Annotated in this window: 17 protein-coding genes; 13 read left to right on the top strand and 4 right to left on the bottom strand. The window is 61.3% G+C overall.

Annotation, left to right across the window (positions count from 1 at the left end; genetic code table 11):
- Window positions 1-117 precede the first annotated feature (117 nt).
- Window positions 118-2,229, bottom strand: coding sequence for an alkaline phosphatase (locus JKL48_RS23495; protein WP_201977897.1), 2,112 nt, complete (start codon window positions 2,227-2,229; stop codon window positions 118-120).
- Window positions 2,230-2,425: 196 nt separating this feature from the next.
- On the opposite strand from JKL48_RS23495, the gene JKL48_RS02120 reads away from it, so the two are divergent.
- Window positions 2,426-3,469, top strand: a complete 1,044-nt coding sequence (locus JKL48_RS02120) for a ligand-binding sensor domain-containing protein (protein ID WP_201977888.1) — start codon at window positions 2,426-2,428, stop codon at window positions 3,467-3,469.
- A gap of 150 nt (window positions 3,470-3,619) precedes the next feature.
- On the opposite strand, the gene htpG is transcribed toward JKL48_RS02120, so the two are convergent.
- Both htpG and JKL48_RS02110 read right to left on the bottom strand, forming a co-directional pair.
- Window positions 3,620-5,437, bottom strand: a complete 1,818-nt coding sequence (gene htpG / locus JKL48_RS02115; RefSeq protein ID WP_201977886.1) for a molecular chaperone HtpG — start codon at window positions 5,435-5,437, stop codon at window positions 3,620-3,622.
- 187 nt (window positions 5,438-5,624) lie between these two features.
- Complete coding sequence (locus JKL48_RS02110) at window positions 5,625-6,131, bottom strand: hypothetical protein (RefSeq protein WP_201977878.1); 507 nt, start codon at window positions 6,129-6,131, stop codon at window positions 5,625-5,627.
- 124 nt (window positions 6,132-6,255) lie between these two features.
- On the opposite strand from JKL48_RS02110, the gene JKL48_RS02105 reads away from it, so the two are divergent.
- The 12 genes from JKL48_RS02105 (at window position 6,256) to JKL48_RS02050 (ending at window position 16,602) form a co-directional block, all read left to right on the top strand.
- Complete coding sequence (locus JKL48_RS02105; protein WP_201977877.1) at window positions 6,256-6,624, top strand: hypothetical protein; 369 nt, start codon at window positions 6,256-6,258, stop codon at window positions 6,622-6,624.
- 92 nt (window positions 6,625-6,716) lie between these two features.
- Complete coding sequence (locus tag JKL48_RS02100) at window positions 6,717-9,179, top strand: TonB-dependent receptor (protein WP_201977875.1); 2,463 nt, start codon at window positions 6,717-6,719, stop codon at window positions 9,177-9,179.
- Window positions 9,180-9,306: 127 nt separating this feature from the next.
- Window positions 9,307-9,885 carry an RNA polymerase sigma factor gene (locus tag JKL48_RS02095; protein ID WP_201977873.1) on the top strand — a complete coding sequence of 193 codons (579 nt, stop codon included), beginning with the start codon at window positions 9,307-9,309 and terminating at the stop codon, window positions 9,883-9,885.
- 3 nt (window positions 9,886-9,888) lie between these two features.
- Window positions 9,889-10,143 carry a hypothetical protein gene (locus JKL48_RS02090; protein ID WP_201977871.1) on the top strand — a complete coding sequence of 85 codons (255 nt, stop codon included), beginning with the start codon at window positions 9,889-9,891 and terminating at the stop codon, window positions 10,141-10,143.
- A 184-nt stretch (window positions 10,144-10,327) separates the two neighbouring features.
- Window positions 10,328-11,020 carry a ClpP family protease gene (locus tag JKL48_RS02085; RefSeq protein WP_201977869.1) on the top strand — a complete coding sequence of 231 codons (693 nt, stop codon included), beginning with the start codon at window positions 10,328-10,330 and terminating at the stop codon, window positions 11,018-11,020.
- Window positions 11,021-11,175: 155 nt separating this feature from the next.
- Window positions 11,176-11,967, top strand: coding sequence for a hypothetical protein (locus tag JKL48_RS02080; protein WP_201977867.1), 792 nt, complete (start codon window positions 11,176-11,178; stop codon window positions 11,965-11,967).
- Between the two features lie 65 nt (window positions 11,968-12,032).
- Window positions 12,033-12,989, top strand: a complete 957-nt coding sequence (locus tag JKL48_RS02075; RefSeq protein WP_201977864.1) for a cation diffusion facilitator family transporter — start codon at window positions 12,033-12,035, stop codon at window positions 12,987-12,989.
- A 100-nt stretch (window positions 12,990-13,089) separates the two neighbouring features.
- The gene (locus tag JKL48_RS02070) at window positions 13,090-14,340 is read left to right on the top strand and encodes an MFS transporter (protein WP_201977862.1); all 1,251 of its coding nucleotides are present in this window, start codon (window positions 13,090-13,092) and stop codon (window positions 14,338-14,340) included.
- A gap of 113 nt (window positions 14,341-14,453) precedes the next feature.
- Entirely contained in the window at window positions 14,454-14,849 is a 396-nt protein-coding gene (locus tag JKL48_RS02065; RefSeq protein ID WP_201977860.1) for a hypothetical protein, read from the top strand.
- Between the two features lie 112 nt (window positions 14,850-14,961).
- Window positions 14,962-15,408, top strand: coding sequence for a DUF6526 family protein (locus tag JKL48_RS02060; RefSeq protein ID WP_201977858.1), 447 nt, complete (start codon window positions 14,962-14,964; stop codon window positions 15,406-15,408).
- 105 nt (window positions 15,409-15,513) lie between these two features.
- Complete coding sequence (locus tag JKL48_RS02055; RefSeq protein WP_201977852.1) at window positions 15,514-15,816, top strand: DUF4286 family protein; 303 nt, start codon at window positions 15,514-15,516, stop codon at window positions 15,814-15,816.
- A gap of 195 nt (window positions 15,817-16,011) precedes the next feature.
- Window positions 16,012-16,602: an arylesterase gene (locus JKL48_RS02050; RefSeq protein ID WP_201977850.1), complete on the top strand. Its 591-nt coding sequence runs from the start codon at window positions 16,012-16,014 to the stop codon at window positions 16,600-16,602.
- 29 nt (window positions 16,603-16,631) lie between these two features.
- Here JKL48_RS02050 and JKL48_RS02045 read toward each other — a convergent pair whose 3' ends face one another.
- Window positions 16,632-17,558, bottom strand: a complete 927-nt coding sequence (locus tag JKL48_RS02045; protein WP_201977848.1) for a DUF72 domain-containing protein — start codon at window positions 17,556-17,558, stop codon at window positions 16,632-16,634.
- Window positions 17,559-17,878: the final 320 nt, after the last annotated feature.

The raw sequence follows: 17,878 nt of genomic DNA, 5'->3' as shown, positions 1-17,878 counted from the left end.
GAGCGCAGTCGAAGCATCTCTACCGCGCAAGCAACTAATTACTATTAGCGGTAGAGATGCTTCGACAAGCTCAGCATGACGTTCTGGGCTTTGTCGGCCCGTCTTGCCAAAGCTAGTCTACAGCTTAATGGTGCGCTTGCTCACCACTTGGCCATTCATGGTGACGGCGGCGATGTAGAGACCGGAGTTGAGGCGGCTGCCGTCTACCGTGACGGCGTGAGCGCCGGTGCCGAAGTTCTGGTTCGTGACGACGCTTTGCACGCGGCGGCCCATTTCGTCGAACAGCTCCACCGTGACGGCGCCCGCCGTGGGTAGCGTAAAGGCAACGTCGAACTGGTTGAGGAAGGGCACGGGGCTGAGTTGCAGGCCAGTCGTTTGGTCGGGCTGGCTGGGCGTGGCGCGCAGGGTGGTGATGGCAGTAAAGAAGGTGGTCAGGTTCAGGAACCGGGCCATAACCGGTGTCAGGGAAGTATTGTCGAGCAGGCCCTGGCCGACTATGGCGGCGGCGTGGAGAGGGTTGTTGGTGTTGTCTTCGGCGCCTACCCAAATGTCCTGGGGCGTGTGGTTGCCGGGTGTGGCACCCTGGTTGGTGCCCACGCCGGTGCTGGCGCGGGTGCCGTTGCCATTGGTAAGGGGGTTCGAGCCGTAGGCCACCACAATGCGCTTGCCCGTGGCCGAAGCCGGCTGCGGATAGTCCTTGCCCTGGAAGGTATTCATCACGTAATCAGGGAACCAGCCGCCCGCGCCGCCGTCGCCGCGCACCAGGTTGGTGGGGGTGGCGTAGCCCGCTTCAGCCGCTACCGACTTGGTAATCTGGCCCGAGTAGGTCCGGATTTTGGTGCCATTGGCCTGGGCATCGGCCTCGTCGTGCAGGCCCGTCACGGCAAAGCCGCCGCACTCATGGTCGGAAGTGCTAAAGATGAGGGTATTGCCCGTGGTAGCAGGCGTGGCGAGCAGGGCCCGGCCCTCGGCCACGGCGTAGTCGAAGGCCATTACCTCCTTAATCATGTAGTCGGAAGCGTACACGTTGGTGGTGCGCACCGTGGTGGGCGTGGCCGTGTAGTTGGCCTCGCCGCCGCCGGGGGCGTAGGTCGGCCGGTCGGCATCCACGGTGTATTGGTTGCCGTTGGCGCCGGCTACTACCGAAATACCGCCGGTATTGGCGTGCTCCAGGTGGTCGATTCGGCCGGCTTCCACCATCAGAAAAAAGCCTTTGCCGTTGCTCTTGGCCTTCAGTACCTCAATGGCCATGTGGGTCATTTCAGCCAATGAAGGCTCCCAGGCGGCCCCCGTCTGGCGGTCCTGCTCGTAGTTGACGTGCGAGCTGTTGAACAGGCCCAGCAGTTTCTTACCACCCACGCCGTACTGGCTCAGGTTGATGTTGTTGAGGGCATCGCGGCTGTTCACGTAGCCGTAGTTGCGCTGGTTCACGGCGTAGCTCACCAGGTCCACATCGTCGGCGCGGTTGCCGCGCAGGGTGGCCGCCGTGCCGGTGGCAGGGTCGATGATGGCCGTGCCGTTGCGGTCCACGATGGTTTCGTAGGCGCTGGCCGCCGTGCGGGTGCGGGGCATGAAGTGGCGGGCGCCACCGCCGAGCAGCACGTCCAGCTCCACGCCTACTTTCGGGGTAGGCAGCACCCAATCGCGGGCCGCCGTGTAGCGGTACGAGGTGGTGGGGCTGCTGTTGAAAATGGCTTCGTACTGCGCCTGAGTCGAGGCAATGTACTGGGCCGAAATGTAGTCTTCCAGGTCGCGGAACCAGATGTGGCTGGCAAAAGCGGCCGGCGTGGCGTGCGTGATGCGGGCCGTGCTCACCAGGCCCACGGCGTAGCCCTGTTTTTTAGCCGCCTCCAGAATGGTTTCGATGGCCGCACCCGAGCCGGGGTTCAGGGCAATAACCTCGTTGTCCTGCTTGCCAGGCTTGCCGCAGGCGTACACCGAAGCACCGGGCGCCGAGTCCGTAATCCAGGAGTTGAGCGAGTGAGTGGTGACGGTGGCATTGTACTTCAGCTTGTCCAGGTTCAGGACCTGAAAGCCGGCGTCCGAGGGGAAGCGCTTGCCGGTCGTGCCCTGGCCCATGGCCATGCGCGCCGCCGTTTTCGGGGCCAGCCCAAAGCCGTCGCCGATGTAGATGATGACGTTGTTGTTGGCTGCCTGGGCGCGGGCTTCCTGCCCGCCGGTCAGGGCCGCCAGCACCAGGCCGCTGCTAAGTAAAATTTTCGCTTTCATAAAAGCCGGTTGGGGTTGATGAGTGGAATGCTATCCGGCGGCAAAATTGGGCGGCTGCCGTGAGGCCCGCGTTACTCCGGCATCAACCATCCATTAAGAATGCAGCACCAATCCCATGATTTGATAATGATTACATAATCAGGCCATTGCAATACAAAATATACCTTTGCCAGAACCATTTCACTGGCTCTGGGCTATGCCATTTTCCACTAAAAACACCTTCATTCCCTCGCTTCTTTCGGCACTGCTGCTGCTGAGCTTTTCCCCGATTTCGCTGGCCCGCCCGCGCCCGCACTACGCCGTGGCCGGCGCTAAAAAACCGGTGGCAATGCTTCATTCCGGCAAGGCTACCTACCTAATCACCGAACGCAGCGTATTCCGGCTCGAAGGCCAGGAGTTTGTGCGCAAGCAGCAACTTGCCAGCACTATTCAATGCGCTACGCTGGCCGACACCGTGCTCTGGCTGGGCACCCGCCAGGGCGTACTACGCCTGAATACGAGCACCTTCTGGCCGCGCCCACTGGCCCTGCCTGGCGCCGATGCCGCGCCCAACATCACGGCGCTGTTCCGCGATGCGCGGGGCACTGTGTGGGTGGGTGCCAACAGCCAGGGCGTCTTCCGCTGGGCCAACAATACCTTCATCCAAGAACTGCGCACGCCGGCTATCAATGGTGGCGTGGCCACGCCCGACAGCTCCGTGTGGATTGCCACCAGCATCGGCCTCAGCCGCAAGCAAGGCGCCGAATGGACGCGCTACAACGAGGAAGGCGTGGCCAACCACGAAATCCCCGACAACATTGTGGAAAAGCTACTGCCCGACAACGCCGGCAACCTCTGGGTGGTGATGTCGGACGCCATCTGCGTATTTGAGAATGGCGGCCAACGCGGCGCGGCCGAGGAAGAGCTGCCCACCGTGAAGTTTATCGGCCGGCCTGGCAACGAGGTTTTTGGCGTGGCCGCCATGCCCGGCGTGGGCCGCCTTTTTGCCACCGCCCAGGGCCTGCTCCTGCTGCCCAACGAGCCCACCGGATTCGCCAGCTTTTCTCCTTCTACTGACAAAGTGGAGCCCAAGCGACTGCTAAGGCCGGTGAGCCTGCCAGCGAGCGCAGGGAATCCTTTATTGCTGGAGGTTGATAAACAGCAGCGGTTGTGGCTGGCGAGTGAGGTTGGCGTGACGGTGCTGACGGGAAAGGAACTGCGGCGGTTGGTGCAGCCTCAGGGCACCGTAGCGAAGCGCTAGAACGAGTACCGCGAAGCTGTGCTTCGCCTCGCGCCCGCGCCGCCAGAGAGCCTACTCAAAGCAAAAGGCCCAACGTCTTTCCGACATTGGGCCTCTTGATTGTTGGACGATACCACCGCGAGGCGAAGCACAGCTTCGCGGCACTCGTGCTTACAGCAACTCCGTGCTGCGCTTCACGAACTGCGTCAGCGCCTCGCCTTTTAACAGGCCCTGGGCCAGCAGCGCCAAATCAAACGCTTGCTTGGCCAGCGTGGAGCCGCCGTCGGCCAACACCTTGGTTACCAGCGGGTGGTTGGCATTCACGGTCACGTCGTACGACTCGGGGAAGGCGCCGAACATCTGCATGCCGCCGCCACCGCCGGTGCGCTGCATGTCCTTCATGCGGCGCATGAACTCATTCTGGGTGATGACGACCGGGGCGTCCTGGGGCGAGAGGGCGGCTACCTTCACGTGCATGGCCGGGTTGGCAATGGCGGTAGTAAAGGTTTCCTCCAGCTTCTTGGTATCGTCTTCGCTCAGCACGCTTTCGGTGGTGTCGTCCTTCTCGATGAGCTTGCTCAACGTGTCGGCGTCCACGCGCTTGAAGCTGGTTTTTTCCAGCTTTTGCTCCAGCTGGCCCACAAAGTGGGGGTCGAGGATGTGGTCGAAAACCAACACGTCGTAGCCGCGCTCCTGGGCGGCGGCCACGAAGCCGTGCTGCTGCTCCGCATCGTTGGTGTAGAGCACCACGGTGTTGTCGTTCTTGTCTTTCTGATTGGCCTGAATGTGCTCGGTGTACTCGTTGAGGGTGAACAGCTTGCCGGCCACGTTTTTGAGCAGCACGAAATCCTTGGCCTTGTCGTAGAACTTCTCGTCCGAGAGCATGCCGTACTTCACAAACAGGCCGATGTCGGACCATTTCTCCTCGTAGCCGGCGCGGTCCTGCTTGAACAGGCTGCTCAGCTTATCGGCCACTTTCTTGGTGATGTAGGTGTTGATTTTGCGCACCGCCGCGTCGGCCTGCAGGAAGCTGCGCGACACGTTCAGCGGGATGTCGGGCGAGTCAATCACGCCGTGCAGCAGCATCAGGAACTCGGGCACCACGTCCTTCACCTCGTCGGTGATGAATACCTGACGGGAATAGAGTTGAATCTTGTTGCGCGAGAACTGCAGCTCGTCCTTCACCTTGGGGAAGTACAGAATACCCGTCAGGTTGAACGGATAGTCCACGTTCAGGTGAATCCAGAACAAGGGCTCGTCCATGCTCATCGGATACAGCTCCTGGTAGAACTTCTTGTAGTCCTCGTCGGTCAGCTCCGAAGGCTGCTTGGTCCAGATGGGGGTCGTCTGGTTGATGACCTCGCCTTCAAACTCAATCGGAATGGGCAGGAACTTGCAGTACTTAGTGAGGATGGTGCGCAGGCGAGCCTCCTCCAAGAACTCGTCCGAATCTTCGGCCACGTGCAGCACCACATCGGTGCCGCGCTCGGCCTTCTCGGTGGTTTCAATGGTGAAGGAGGTGCTGCCATCACAGGTCCAGTGGGCGGCTTCGGTGCCCTCCTGGTAGCTCTGCGAGAAGATTTCGACTTCTTTGGCTACCATGAAAGCCGAGTAGAAGCCCAGGCCGAACTGGCCGATAATCTGGTCCTTCGTAGCGGCGTCCTTGTCCTTGTACTGCTCCACAAACTCGGTGGCGCCGCTGAAGGCAATCTGGTTGATGTACTTCTTGATTTCTTCGGCCGTCATGCCCAGGCCGTGGTCGGAAATCGTGATTTTGCGGGCTTCTTTGTCCACGGTCACCCGCACTTTCAGCTCGCCCAAATCGCCTTTATACTCGCCCAGCTGGGCCAGGCTTTTCAGCTTTTGGGTGGCGTCGACGGCGTTCGAAACCAGTTCCCGCAGGAAAATTTCGTGGTCGGAATACAAGAACTTCTTGATGATGGGGAAGATGTTCTCGGTATGGATGGAGATGGAGCCGGTTTCTTGCATGGTACAAAGTGGAAACGGTTGAATACAGACGGAATGGCCGGGCGCGAAGGCCCGCGCCACGGGTTCCGTAGCTTTCAAAGGCTGTTCCAAGGGAGACAGGGCTGTCAGATTGACAGCGAAATTTGTCCTGCACGCGTTGCACGTGGGCGTGAAACGGATTCGAACCCACCTTTACGCAGGCCAGCGGCTAGGCCTGGGGGCGGTGGAGCCGTCGGTACTCGGCGGCTTCCGACCCGTGCAGGGAGTTGGGGCCGTGCAGCGCGTCCCATTCGGCCAGCAGGGCTGGCAGCCGCGAGGAGTGGTCGCTGAGCCAATGCAGGCCGGGCACGGGCTGCGGAAAATACTGAATATCAAACCGGATGAATGGACGGGCAATGGCAATCAGGGAATCGATGGCCATCTGGTTGTGTAGGCGCCGGCGGTGGTTTACCAGCACGACGCGCTCCAGCGGCATTTGCAGCAAGCCCGATATCCAGTGCGTGCCCAGCCAGACCTGGTCGTAAACCGAGATGTCGGGAAAGGTATTCATGTTGAGCAGCAGGTGCCGCACGCCCAACTGCTGGCCCAAATAAAGCAGCTGCTCGGCGCTATTGCGGAAGCCCCGCATATCATCTCCCGAAGCCCATTCGACGCGCAGCAAGCCCAGCGGCTCGTCATATTGCAAAGAAAGGTCGGAAATGTTATTAATTATCACAAAGAAAGGGCCTTGCAGCCATAAAGGACGAAGGTATAATAGGGGCTACGAAAAACCGCACCGAACCGGATTTCGTTAATGGCCAAAACTATCCTTTTTAATTCTGCGCGCAGCTTCCGGCTTTGTGCTCAATCTTTGCACCGTGCAAGCCCTGCGCTCCCATATTGCTCTGCTGTTGCTGCTCTGCCTGGTGCGGACGCTGCTGCCCGAGGCGTGGATGCTGGCGTTGCACCCGCACGCCCACACCACCGAGGAACCCGCGCATGCCCCGGCGTTTAAGCGCGCGGGCAAGGACCTGATTAGCGCCAAGCACCAGCATTGCGAGGTGGAGCAGTTCTACAACGTGGCGTACCAGGCGGGCGTTCCCGTAGTGGCCCCCGTGCCCCGCACAGGTCCAGGCTATACGGCCACTCCGCCCCTGCCGCCCGTGCAGCTGGTAGCTGGCGAGCAGCTGTTTGCGCGCTCCCTGCGGGGGCCGCCCAGCCGCGCCTAGCGTCCGCTCCTTCTTCTTATTGGTAACAATTGCCTGCACCCGCGGCGGCGCTCTTGCGCTGGTCGGCGGGGCTGGCTGTTTTGGCATTTATCATGCAATCAGCTTTTTATAAGTTTCTTTTTCCCTTGGCACTGGCGACCGTGCCGTCATGGCTGCCGGCTCAGCAGCTGCCGGTTGCCGCGCGCGCGCCGCGCACTGCCGCACCGCTACTTACCGGGCGCGTAACCGATGCTGCTACCGGCGAACCCCTGCCCGGCGCCAACATTATTTTTGATGACTTAAAGCAGGGCACCGCCGCCGGCCCCGACGGCAGCTTCAGCTTTTCGAGCCTGCCGCGGGGGCGCTTCACGGTGCAGGTGCGCTCGCTGGGCTACAACACCGTGACGCAAACCGTGGACACGGGCAGCGGCCAGTCCCTGGATTTTAAGCTGACGGTGGCGGCCACCGAAATTGGGCAGGTGGTGGTCACGGGCGTGTCGCAGGCCACGCAGCTGCGGCGCTCGCCCATCCCGACTACCGTGGTCGACCGCACGCGGCTGAACCAAACCTCGGCCTCGAATATTGTGGATGCCATTGCGCACACGCCGGGCCTGAGCCAGATTACGACCGGGGCGGCCATCAGCAAGCCCGTGGTGCGCGGGCTGGGCTACAACCGCGTCATCACCCTCAACAACGGGGCCAAGCAGGAAGGCCAGCAGTGGGGCGACGAGCACGGCATTGAGATTGACGAGTTCAGCGTGGACCGGGCCGAGATTATCAAAGGCCCCGGCTCGCTGCTGTATGGCTCCGATGCCATGGCCGGCGTCATCAACTTTCTGGCGCCCGAGCCCATTGCCGAAGGCCACATTACGGGCCTGGCCACGGCCAGCTACCAGACCAATAACCACCAGCAGGGCTACTCCTTTCAGAACGCGGGCAATATCAAGGGCTTCAACTGGCTGGCGCGGGGCACCCGCAAAGTGGCCGGCGACTACCAGAACCGCTACGATGGCCGGGTGTACAACTCGGGCTTTAACGAGTGGGACGCCAACGGCTACGTGGGCGTAAACAAAAGCTGGGGCTATTCGCACCTCACCTTCAGCACGTTCAACCAGCGCCTGGGGCTGACGGAAGGCGCCCGCGACCCCCAAACCGGCCGCTTTCTGAAGGACGTGCCCAGCGGCGACTCGGCCCTGAGTGTGCCCGTGAGCGACGCCGACCTGCGCGGCTACGGCCTGGCCGTGCCCCAGCAGCAGATTAACCACCTGCGCGTTGGCACCGACAACAGCTTTGTTCTGGGCTCGAATGGGGGCCGGCTGGCCTTGCAGGTGAGCTACCAGCAAAACCTGCGGCGCGAGTACGGCAACGTGCTTGCCCCCGCCGAAACGTCGCTTTACTTCCAGCTGCGCACCGTGGATTATTCGCTGCGCTATTTCCTGCCCGAAAAGAACGGCTGGAATTTGACCGTGGGCACCAGCGGCCTGCACCAACAAAACCGCAACCTGGGCCAGGAATTCCTGATTCCGGCCTACCGCGTGAGCGAGGGAGGCGTGTTTGCGGTGGGCAAGAAAACCATTGGTGCGCTGGATATTAGCGGCGGCCTGCGGTACGATGTGCGCCAGATTTCGGCCGACAAGCTGCTGCTGCCGCGCGAGCCGGGACCGACTTTCCCCCTTTTTCCGGATGAAACGAAGTTTCCGGGCTTCATCAGCACCTTTCGCAACTACAGCGGCAGCCTGGGAGCGGCGTATAGCCTGAGCGAGAAACTGACGGTGAAGGGCAACCTGTCGCGCGGCTTCCGCGCCCCGAACATTGCCGAGTTGGGCTCGAACGGCAAGCACGAGGGCACCATCCGCTACGAAATCGGCAACGACAACCTCAGCCCCGAAACCAGCCTGCAAGTAGACGCCGGCGTGAGCTACGTCACGGACCATGTCCGGTTCAGCGTCGACGCGTTTGAGAATAGCATCAGCAACTACATTTTTACCCGCCGGCTGCTCACGGCCGGCGGCGCCGACTCGCTGCGCGACGGCACGGCGGCCTATAAGTACGCGCAGGGCCAGGCCCGCCTGGTGGGCGGCGAAGTCAGCCTCGACCTGCACCCCCACCCGCTGGACTGGCTGCACTTCGAAAACTCGTTTTCGATGGTGCGGGCCGAGCAGCTGAACGTGCCGGCCGACCAGAAATACCTGCCCTTCATCCCCGGCGACCGGCTGCAATCGGAGTTGCGGGCCAACTTCCGCCGCCAGGGCAAGCGCCTCGCCAACCCCTACGCCCGCCTGCAGTTGGAGCACACCTTCGCCCAGAACCGCTACTTCTCGGCTTTTGATACGGAAACGGCCACGCCCGGCTACACGCTGGTAAACGCCGGCCTCGGCACCGACCTGGCCAATGCGCAGGGCAAAACCTTGTTCTCGCTGTACCTCACGGCCAACAACCTGTTTGATGTGGGCTACCAGAGCCACTTGAGCCGCCTGAAATACGCGGACTACAACGTGGCGAATGGCCGCACCGGCGTGTTCAACCAGGGCCGTAACGTGAGTGTGCGGCTGGTGGTGCCGCTACATTTCAAGTAGCCCTGGCTGAGTTTATGCCTGGCTGATGCACACTTGCCCACGCATGGCAGGGGAGGCGGGCAACTTTTTTTCAAGGCGCGGGTGATACTTCCGTTGGAAATGGATTAATTGGTACAAGCCTGCTCCAATGACGCTCTTACCCCCCTCCCCGCCGCCCGCTTCCGCCCTGCGCGATGCCCTGCTCGCCGACCGCGAGCAGGCCCTGACCCGGCTTTACCGCCGGGCCTTTCCGCTGGTGCGGCGCTACGTGGGCAGCCACGGTGGCACGGCCCAGGATGCGCAGGACATCTTTCATGATGCAATGGTCATTCTTTACGAGCAGGCGGTGGGCGGCACGCTGGTGCTTACGTCTTCGGCCGGCACCTACCTCGTGGGCATTGCCCGCAACTTGTGGCACCACGAGCAGCGCCGCCGGGCCCGCCTGCCGGAGCAGTCCCTATCCGACGCCTTTGAACCCCTGGCCTCGGAAGATTCGGAAGCCGTTACCGAACCAGCCATCGCCGTGCTCGACTACGTGGAACGGCTGGGCAAGAAATGTAAAGACGTGCTGCTGAGCTTTTACTATTTCCAGCAGCCCCTGACGCAGATTGCCGAATCCAACGGCTACGCTTCTGTGCGCTCGGCCACGGTGCAAAAATTCAAGTGCCTGGAGCGGCTGCGTAGTTCCGTGCGGGCGGCATGGCGGTCTGAAACCCTTGAATTGTAAGCCATGCGCCCCGAGCTAGAACGCCTTCGGCTGATTGAGCAGCAGCTGCTAAACGGCCCCGCCGCCCTGCCGGCGGAGGACTGGCGCCTGCGCCAGTTGCTTGACGGCGAGTTGGCCGCCGATGCGGCGGCGCAACAGCAGCTCTACCACGGCCTGCGCCGGGCCGGCCGTCGGCAATTGGGCCAGGAGTTGCGCCAGATTCATGCGCGGCTGTATGGCAGTTGGTGGGCGCGGCTTCGCCGTTGCTGGCCGCTGTAGAGACGCGCCACTTCGCGTCTCGGCATCTGCGCCATCAGGCAATTCTGCCCCCCATTATTCAACGACAAGAAGCGAAGTGCCGCGTCTCTACCCGCTTCTGATTTCGCCATTTTGCGGGCCTTTTCACCCTTGCTTTTACGCAAGGCAGGTGCTGTTTGGCCCTTTTTCACCCCAATCCACCCCCATGCTGAACCCAACCGAATTCCGAAAATTTGCCGTGCACGGCCAAGGCCTGAACGGCCTGCGCGTCGACCAGTATATCGCCCACACCGAGGGCCTGACCCGGCCCTATATCAACAACATGACCCGCTCCGTCATCGAGGAACGGCCGCAGAATTTTCGCGAAATCGACGTGTTTTCGCGGCTCATTATGGACCGCATCATCTTCCTGGGCCAGGCCGTGGACGACCACATTGCCAACATCATCAACGCCCAGCTGCTCTTTCTCGAATCGGCCGATGCGCGGAAGGACATTCTGCTCTACATCAACTCGCCGGGCGGCTCGGTGTACGCCGGCTTCGGCATGTACGACACCATGCAGTACGTGCAGCCCGACGTGGCCACCATCTGCACCGGGCTGGCCGCCAGCATGGGCGCCTTCCTGCTCTGCGGCGGCGCCATCGGCAAACGCTCGGCCCTGCCCCATGCCCGCGTCATGATTCACCAGCCCAGCGGCGGCGTGCAGGGCCCGTCGGCCGACATCGAAATCACGGCCCGCGAGGTGGTGAAGCTGCGCCAGGAGCTCTACGGCATCTACGCCGAGCGCACCGGCAAAACCTACCAGCAAATCCACGACGACTCGGACCGCGACTACTGGATGCGCGCCGACGAAGCCAAGGAATACGGCCTGATTGACGAGGTGCTGACCCGGCCGTAGCACTGTAGCGCGAACTTTGTAGTTCGCGCCCCCACGCCGTTAAAGCAGTTCGAACGGCGCGGGCACGCAAACGACAAAGTTCGCCCTATGCATACCACCGCATACGCAGCCGCGTTTTCCGCTTTACATTTAAGCGTAGCTCTCTCTGCTATTCCATGCGTGTCCGCCTTTTCCTCCCAGCCTTATTTCTGCTGAGCCTGTGGCTGCCCGTGCCGCGCTTGCGGGCGCAGGGCCGGCCGCTAGGGCCGTGGCGGATGACGTACCAGATGGTGACCGAGCGCGCTGAATGGGATGACTGGGGACCGGCAAAGCCCGGTAAAAAGGTATTGAAATTGGTTCCTACCGCTGTCCGTTGGGATATCGAGCCGGATTCCATTCGCCTGTTCCTCAACTGCGAGAACCCGCTGATTGCACCAGCCAAGCCACGCAAAGGCCAACTGCCCATTCGCTTCACAGCTACCGGAGCCACGGTCCGGCTCGATGCCAAGCGTCGGCGGTTGCTGATTGTGCCTTCTGACTCAGTGGTTATAATGTCGGCTTATCGAGGGCAGGGATTGGTGTTTAAGCATGTATTCAGAGCGGTGGCGCCACCACTCCCTACTGTAGAATGCTTTTATAGCAACACCCAGCCTACGGACCTTAAACCTGGCGAAGAGTGGGAAGGACGTCTGAATTTGAGAGCTATTCCATCTTATTATTTTTCGTTTTTCATGCCTGACGATGCACGCAATAGGGTTTCTCTTTCTCAGATTAGCTTTCTGCGTAATGATACACTCCTTAATCCTCCTTGTATCGTCAAAGGTCCAAGTGTAGACATTGGAAGCATCAATAATTTTCTGCCCGGCGACAGCATGCAAGTTGATGTGCAGCAAGTGCAGCGTCAGAATTTCCGTGGCGTCGTAGAAGCCACTCCTTACATCAAACATTTTGCGGTAGCATTGCGGTAAAATCCCCAAACCGCACCGAAAGCCCAGCCGTTTACGTTCTTCACGTAGCGCCAACGCTTTCCCTTATGCCCCACGACCATTCTTCGCACGACCACGCCGGCCACTCACACGCCGCCCCGCCGCCCGGCGGCGGCTTCAGCGCCGCCTTCGCCATTGGCATTGCCCTCAACCTGGCCTTCGTCATCGCCGAAACCATCGGCGGCTTCTGGGCCAATTCCAGCGCCCTGCTCTCCGATGCCGGCCACAACCTGAGCGACGTGCTCAGCCTGGCCCTAGCCTGGGGCGCGGCCTGGCTGGCGGGCCGCCCGGCCACGCGGCGCTACACCTTCGGCTACCGCGGGGCAACCATTCAGGCGGCGCTGCTCAACACCGCCCTACTCTACGCGGCACTGGGCTTTATTCTGTGGGAAACCATTGACCACCTGCGCCATCCCGAGCCGGTGAATGGGCGCTGGGTGATGATACTGGCGGGCGTGGGCATTCTGGTCAACGGCATCACGGCGCTGCTGTTCCGCAGCGGACAGAAGGGCGACGTGAACGTGCGCGGGGCTTACCTGCACATGATGACCGACGCGTTGGTGAGCGTGGGCGTAGTAGCTGGCGGCGGGCTGGTACTGCTCACCGGTTGGCTGTGGCTCGACCCGGCTATTAGCTTTATCATTTTGGGTATCATTGCCTATAGCTCGTGGGGGCTGCTGCGCGACAGCCTGCGCCTGGGCCTGCAGGCCGTGCCCGATGCCATCGACCCCGAAGCCGTGCGCGCCTACCTGCTGCGCCAGCCCGAAGTGGAATCAGTGCACGACCTCCACATCTGGAGCATGAGCAGCTCGGGACACGATGCTGCCCTAATGGCCCACCTCGTGCGCCCCGGTGGGGCCGATGCGCAGTGGCTGGCAGCCCTTTCCAAAGGCTTAGAATCCGAATTTCATATCCATCATAGCACGGTGCAGGTGGAGGACGGCGAGCTCCCCGGTGGCTGCCACAGCCACTGCGAAGTAGCGACAGAAGTGGCTCACCAATAGCGCGAACTTGTCGTTTGCGTGCCCGCGCTAGTAAAGTGATTGCGAAATGCGCGGGGACGCGAACCACAAAGTTCGCGCTAGGGCTTGCTACATTTCGGCCATGCAAGCCTCCATCCCACCCAAAAGCACCGTATTCACCGCCGCCGTTATTGTGGCGGCGCTGGGCTATTTTGTTGATATCTACGACCTGATTTTGTTCAGCATCGTGCGTGTAAAGAGCCTGACCAGCCTAGGCGTGGTGGGCAAAGCGGCCCTCAAAACCCAAGGCGAATACCTGATTTCGATGCAGATGGGCGGCATGCTGCTCGGCGGCATTTTGTGGGGCATTTTGGGCGATAAGAAGGGCCGGCTGTCGGTGCTGTTCGGCTCCATCCTGCTTTATTCCTTGGCCAACATTGCCAACGGCTTCGTGCAGACCCTCGACCAATACGCCTGGCTGCGGCTGGTGGCCGGCATCGGGCTGGCCGGCGAGCTGGGCGCCGGTATTACGCTGGTAAGCGAAAGCCTGCCCCAGAGCAAGCGCGGCTACGGCACCATGATAGTAGCTACCGTGGGCGTGAGCGGCGCCCTGCTGGGCTACTGGGTGGGCGACCGGTGGGGCTGGCGCAACGCCTACTTCGTGGGCGGCGGCCTGGGCCTCACGCTGTTGCTGCTGCGCGTGAGCGTGTTCGAGTCGGGCATGTTTCAGAAGGCGCAGGCGGCCACGCACGTCAACCGGGGCAACTTCCTGAGCTTGTTCACCAACCCCGCCCGGCTGGGGCGCTACGTGCGCTGCCTGCTGATTGGGGTGCCGCTGTGGTTTGTGGTGGGCATCCTCATCACGTTTGCCCCCGAGTTTGGCGAAGCCCTGGGTGTGCAGCCGGGCCCCGAGCCACTCTCGGCGGGGCTGGCGGTGTTCTGGTGCTACTTCGGGCTGGTGTTTGGCGATTTTGCCAGCGGGGCGCTCAGCCAGGTGCTGCACTCGCGCAACCGGGCCTTGCAGGTATTCCTGGTTTTCTGCACGACGATGGTAGGGGTGTACCTGTTTGGGCTGCACGGGGCTTCGCAGACCACTTTTTATGCCGTATGCTTCGTGATGGGCATTTCGGTGGGCTTCTGGGCCTTGTTTGTGACGGTGGCGGCCGAGCAGTTTGGCACCAACCTGCGGGCTACCGTGGCCACCACGGCGCCCAATTTTGCGCGGGGCTCGGTGGTGGCGCTGGTGCCGGCCTTCCGCTGGGCCGAGGCGCACCTGGGCGGGCGCCTGGCCGGCGCGGCCTGCCTGGGCGGCCTCACGCTGCTGGTGGCGTTTTGGGCCGTGAGCACGCTGCCCGAAAGCTTCCACAAAGACCTGGACTATGTGGAGGAATAGCGCTGGCGGCTGACCGTGCATGGCTTCGGCAATTTCTGAAGGAAACATATTAAAAACCTTGCAGAAAGCGCGCCGTACACGGCCTAGCCCCAATGGGTTTACCGTCCCCCTCCATGAAAAAGACCCTTGGCCTGCTGGCCATTTTCGCCGTCACCGCTTTCGCGGCCCAGGCCCAAACCGCTCCCCTCCCCACCGACCCTGCCACGGTACCGCTCACGGCCGAGCAACAGCAGCAGCGCTCCGATGCAGCAAAAGCGGCCTATGATGCACAGAAACAACAAAGCAGCAACAGCGACCAGGCCGTGCGCGACAGCCGCCACCAGCTAAAGGAAACCGCCAACCAGAAAAGCGACCTCAAAAAACAGCTCCGCGAGCAGCGCCACCAGGAAAGCGCCCAGAAAGACCAGCTCAAAGAGCAGCGCCACGCCGCCAGCGAAGCCAAAAAGCAGGAGCATCTGGCCCACGAACAGGCCAAAGCCGAAAAGAAGCGCGCCAAAGAAATGAAGTAACGGCCTGTCCCGTCCGTCTTTCCTTAGAACTCCGGCTCCGGCCGGAGTTTTTTTATGCCTCGCCTTCCGGCACGCCTACCTACTTTCATCCTTTCAACCCTCGCCCCATGCTATGGCCACCCCCACCAAAAACACGACCATGTACTACCCGTGGCACCATTTCGTGCTGCTGCCGCTGGCTTTCCTGATGGCGGGCTACGCCATCACGCGCTACACCAAAGTAGCCGGCGACGACGACCAGACGGCCCGGTTGTGGTTCACGGTCGCGGCGCTGGCCGTCATTGGCCTGGGCGTGCTCGTGATGTTGCGCCAGCACTACGCCCTGCGCTTGCAGGACCGCATCTGCCGGCTTGAAGTGCGCCAGCGCTACTTTGAAGTAAGCGGCCAGCGCTTCGCCCCGCTTGAGAAGCAGCTCAGCCTCAGCCAAATCCTGAGCCTGCGCCTGGCCGGCGATGCCGAGCTGCCCGCCCTGGCCCAGACCGCCGCGCAGGAAAAACTTAGTCCCAAAGACATTCAAGCGCGTATTACCGATTTTCAGTTCGACACCATGCGAGTTTGAACTGAGTGGTTGTTAGTTGCTTGTTGTCAGTTGTCAGGCTATTCTGCCTTTCTCAATTCATACAAGCCTGACAACAACCAACTGACAACTGACAACTAATATCCCATGATTCTCTACAACGTCACCAGCAGCATCGAGCCCAGCGTCGCCGATGAGTGGCTGGACTACATGCGCGCCACCCACATGCCCGAGGTGATGGAAACCGGCTTTTTCATCAAAAGCCAGCTGTGCCGCCTGCTCAACGAAGAAGAAGGCGGCATCACCTACGCCGCGCAGTATTATTGCCTCAGCCTGGAGCAGCTGGAAGACTATCAGAACATCTGCGCCCCCGCCCTGCGCGCCGACATGGAAAAGCATTTCGCGGGCAAATACGTCTCCTTCCGCACCGTGCTGGAGGTGATGGAGTAGGCAAGTCAGCAGCGGAGGGATTGAACGCCCGTCATGCTGAGCTGGTCGAAGCATCTCTACTGCGTAACTAATCAATGCCGCTACAACGAAGCGGTAGAGATGCTTCGACCAGCTTAGCGTGACCGTTGCAATTGCCTTCCATTGCCGCAGATGTTAGGCACGAAAACGGCCTCCGTGCTGTTAAATCAGCACACCATGAAAAACATCATCTTCTTTGGCGACAGCCTCACGGCGGGCCACGGCCTGCCCGCCGCCGCCAGCTTTCCCACCTTGATTCAGCAGCGGCTCGACGCGCAGCAGCTTTCTTATAAAGCTTATAACTACGGCGTGAGCGGCGAAACCAGCGCCGGCGGCCGGCAGCGGCTGGCTTCCGTGCTGGCCCGGCACCCGGTCGATGTATTTGTGCTGGCCCTTGGGGCCAACGACGGCATCCGCGGCATTCCCGTTCGCGAAACCACCCAGAACCTGCAATTCATCGTCGATGCCGTGCGGCGGCAGCACCCGCACGCGCAAATCATCCTGGCCGGCCTGGAATTCCCCTTCGACCTCGGCCCCCTGGGCGGCCACCGCTTGGCCCACTACGCCACCGAGTTCAAAGCCCTGTTCCGCTCCCTGGCCGAGAAAAACAGCCTGCCCTTCGTGCCTTTCCTTCTGCAAGGCGTGCTGGGCCGCCGCGAGCTCAACCTCGCCGACGGCGTGCACCCCAACGCGGCCGGCCAAAAAATTCTGGCCGAGAACGTGTGGCAGGTGCTGGGGCCGCTGCTACAACAGCCGGTTAGTTCGTAGCAGCACGTCCTGCTTATTAGGCCCATTGCCTAAAACCCAAACAAATTACCCTGCACCGGCTGCGGGATGATGCGCGGCGGTGGCACGTCAATCCCCGTCAGGCCTTTCAGCTTCTCTAATAGGTACTGCGTGAGAACCGGCGCGTGGCGCACGTCTTTTTGGTGAATGAAGAAGTACACCTCGTGCACGCCCTGCGCCACCCAGGCCGCTATGCGCTCGGCCCAGGCATCGGCGCGCTGGTAGTCGGAGCTGTGCAGGCCGTGGCCATTGAAGCGGATGAAGGCGACGGGCGCGGTGAGGCGCATGGGCAGTACGTCGCGCCGGCCGGCCACGTCGGTTATCACCAGCGTTTTGTTGAGGGCCTCGAAGGTGGCAAACACGGCATCGGCCAGCACCGTGTCGGCAAACCAGCGCGGGTGGCGCAGCTCCACGGCCAGCGGCACGGCTTCCGGAAAGTCAAGCAGGAAGCGCTCCAGGCGCGGCAGGTGCTCGGGGCCGAAGTGCGGCGGCAACTGCAAAAATGCCCAGCCCAGGTTGTCGCCTAGCCCTTCAAAAGCCCGCGCCGTGGTCACGACCAGGTCATCGGTCTGGAATAATTCCCGCTCGTGGCTGATGCTGCGCGGCAGCTTGGGGCAAAACTTAAAGCCGGAATCCGGCCCCACGGCTGCGCGCCAGCGCCGCACGGTGGCGGCATCCGGAATGCGGTAGTGCGTGGTGTTCAGCTCAATGCTATTGAATTGCTGCGCGTAATAGTGCAGATAATCCGGCTCCTTAATGCCGGCCGGAAAGTACGTGCCCAGCCACTCCTTATTGGTCCAGATGGGGCAGCCCACGTGCAGGCGCGCCGGGGCCGGCTGCGTGCGCCGGGCGCGGGCCAGCACCCGGGCCGTTTCGGGGTGGTCGGGCGGCAGGCTAAAATCAACGTAGCGCAGGTCGGGCAGGCGGCCAAAATCCATGGGGCAAAGGTAGGGTTGGGGCCGGCGGGCGGCTACTGCGCTTACGAAAAAACCGGGACTTATGCAACCCGGTTTCCAAAGTTCTCGTAGCGCCGATGCCCAAATTTTATACCCGTCGCATAATCTAATTTTTGCGTCTGCGCAATGGGTCGGGCCTGTTTTGGCAAAATATAGTTTGAGGCAACGTCACAGCTACTTTTTCGGCTAACATGAAGATTAATTAAATGCAAGTTTTCTTTGTTTTGAACAATTTTTAACCTAATTCGATTAGCAGCACCCGCTAAAATTTAGTATTGCTGGGGTGGATGAGCCTATGTTTG

This window comes from Hymenobacter rubidus (assembly GCF_016734815.1).
GTDB classification, from domain to species: Bacteria; Bacteroidota; Bacteroidia; order Cytophagales; family Hymenobacteraceae; genus Hymenobacter; species Hymenobacter rubidus.
Note: the sequence above shows the minus strand (reverse complement) of the source record. Positions and strands in the feature narration are given on the sequence as shown.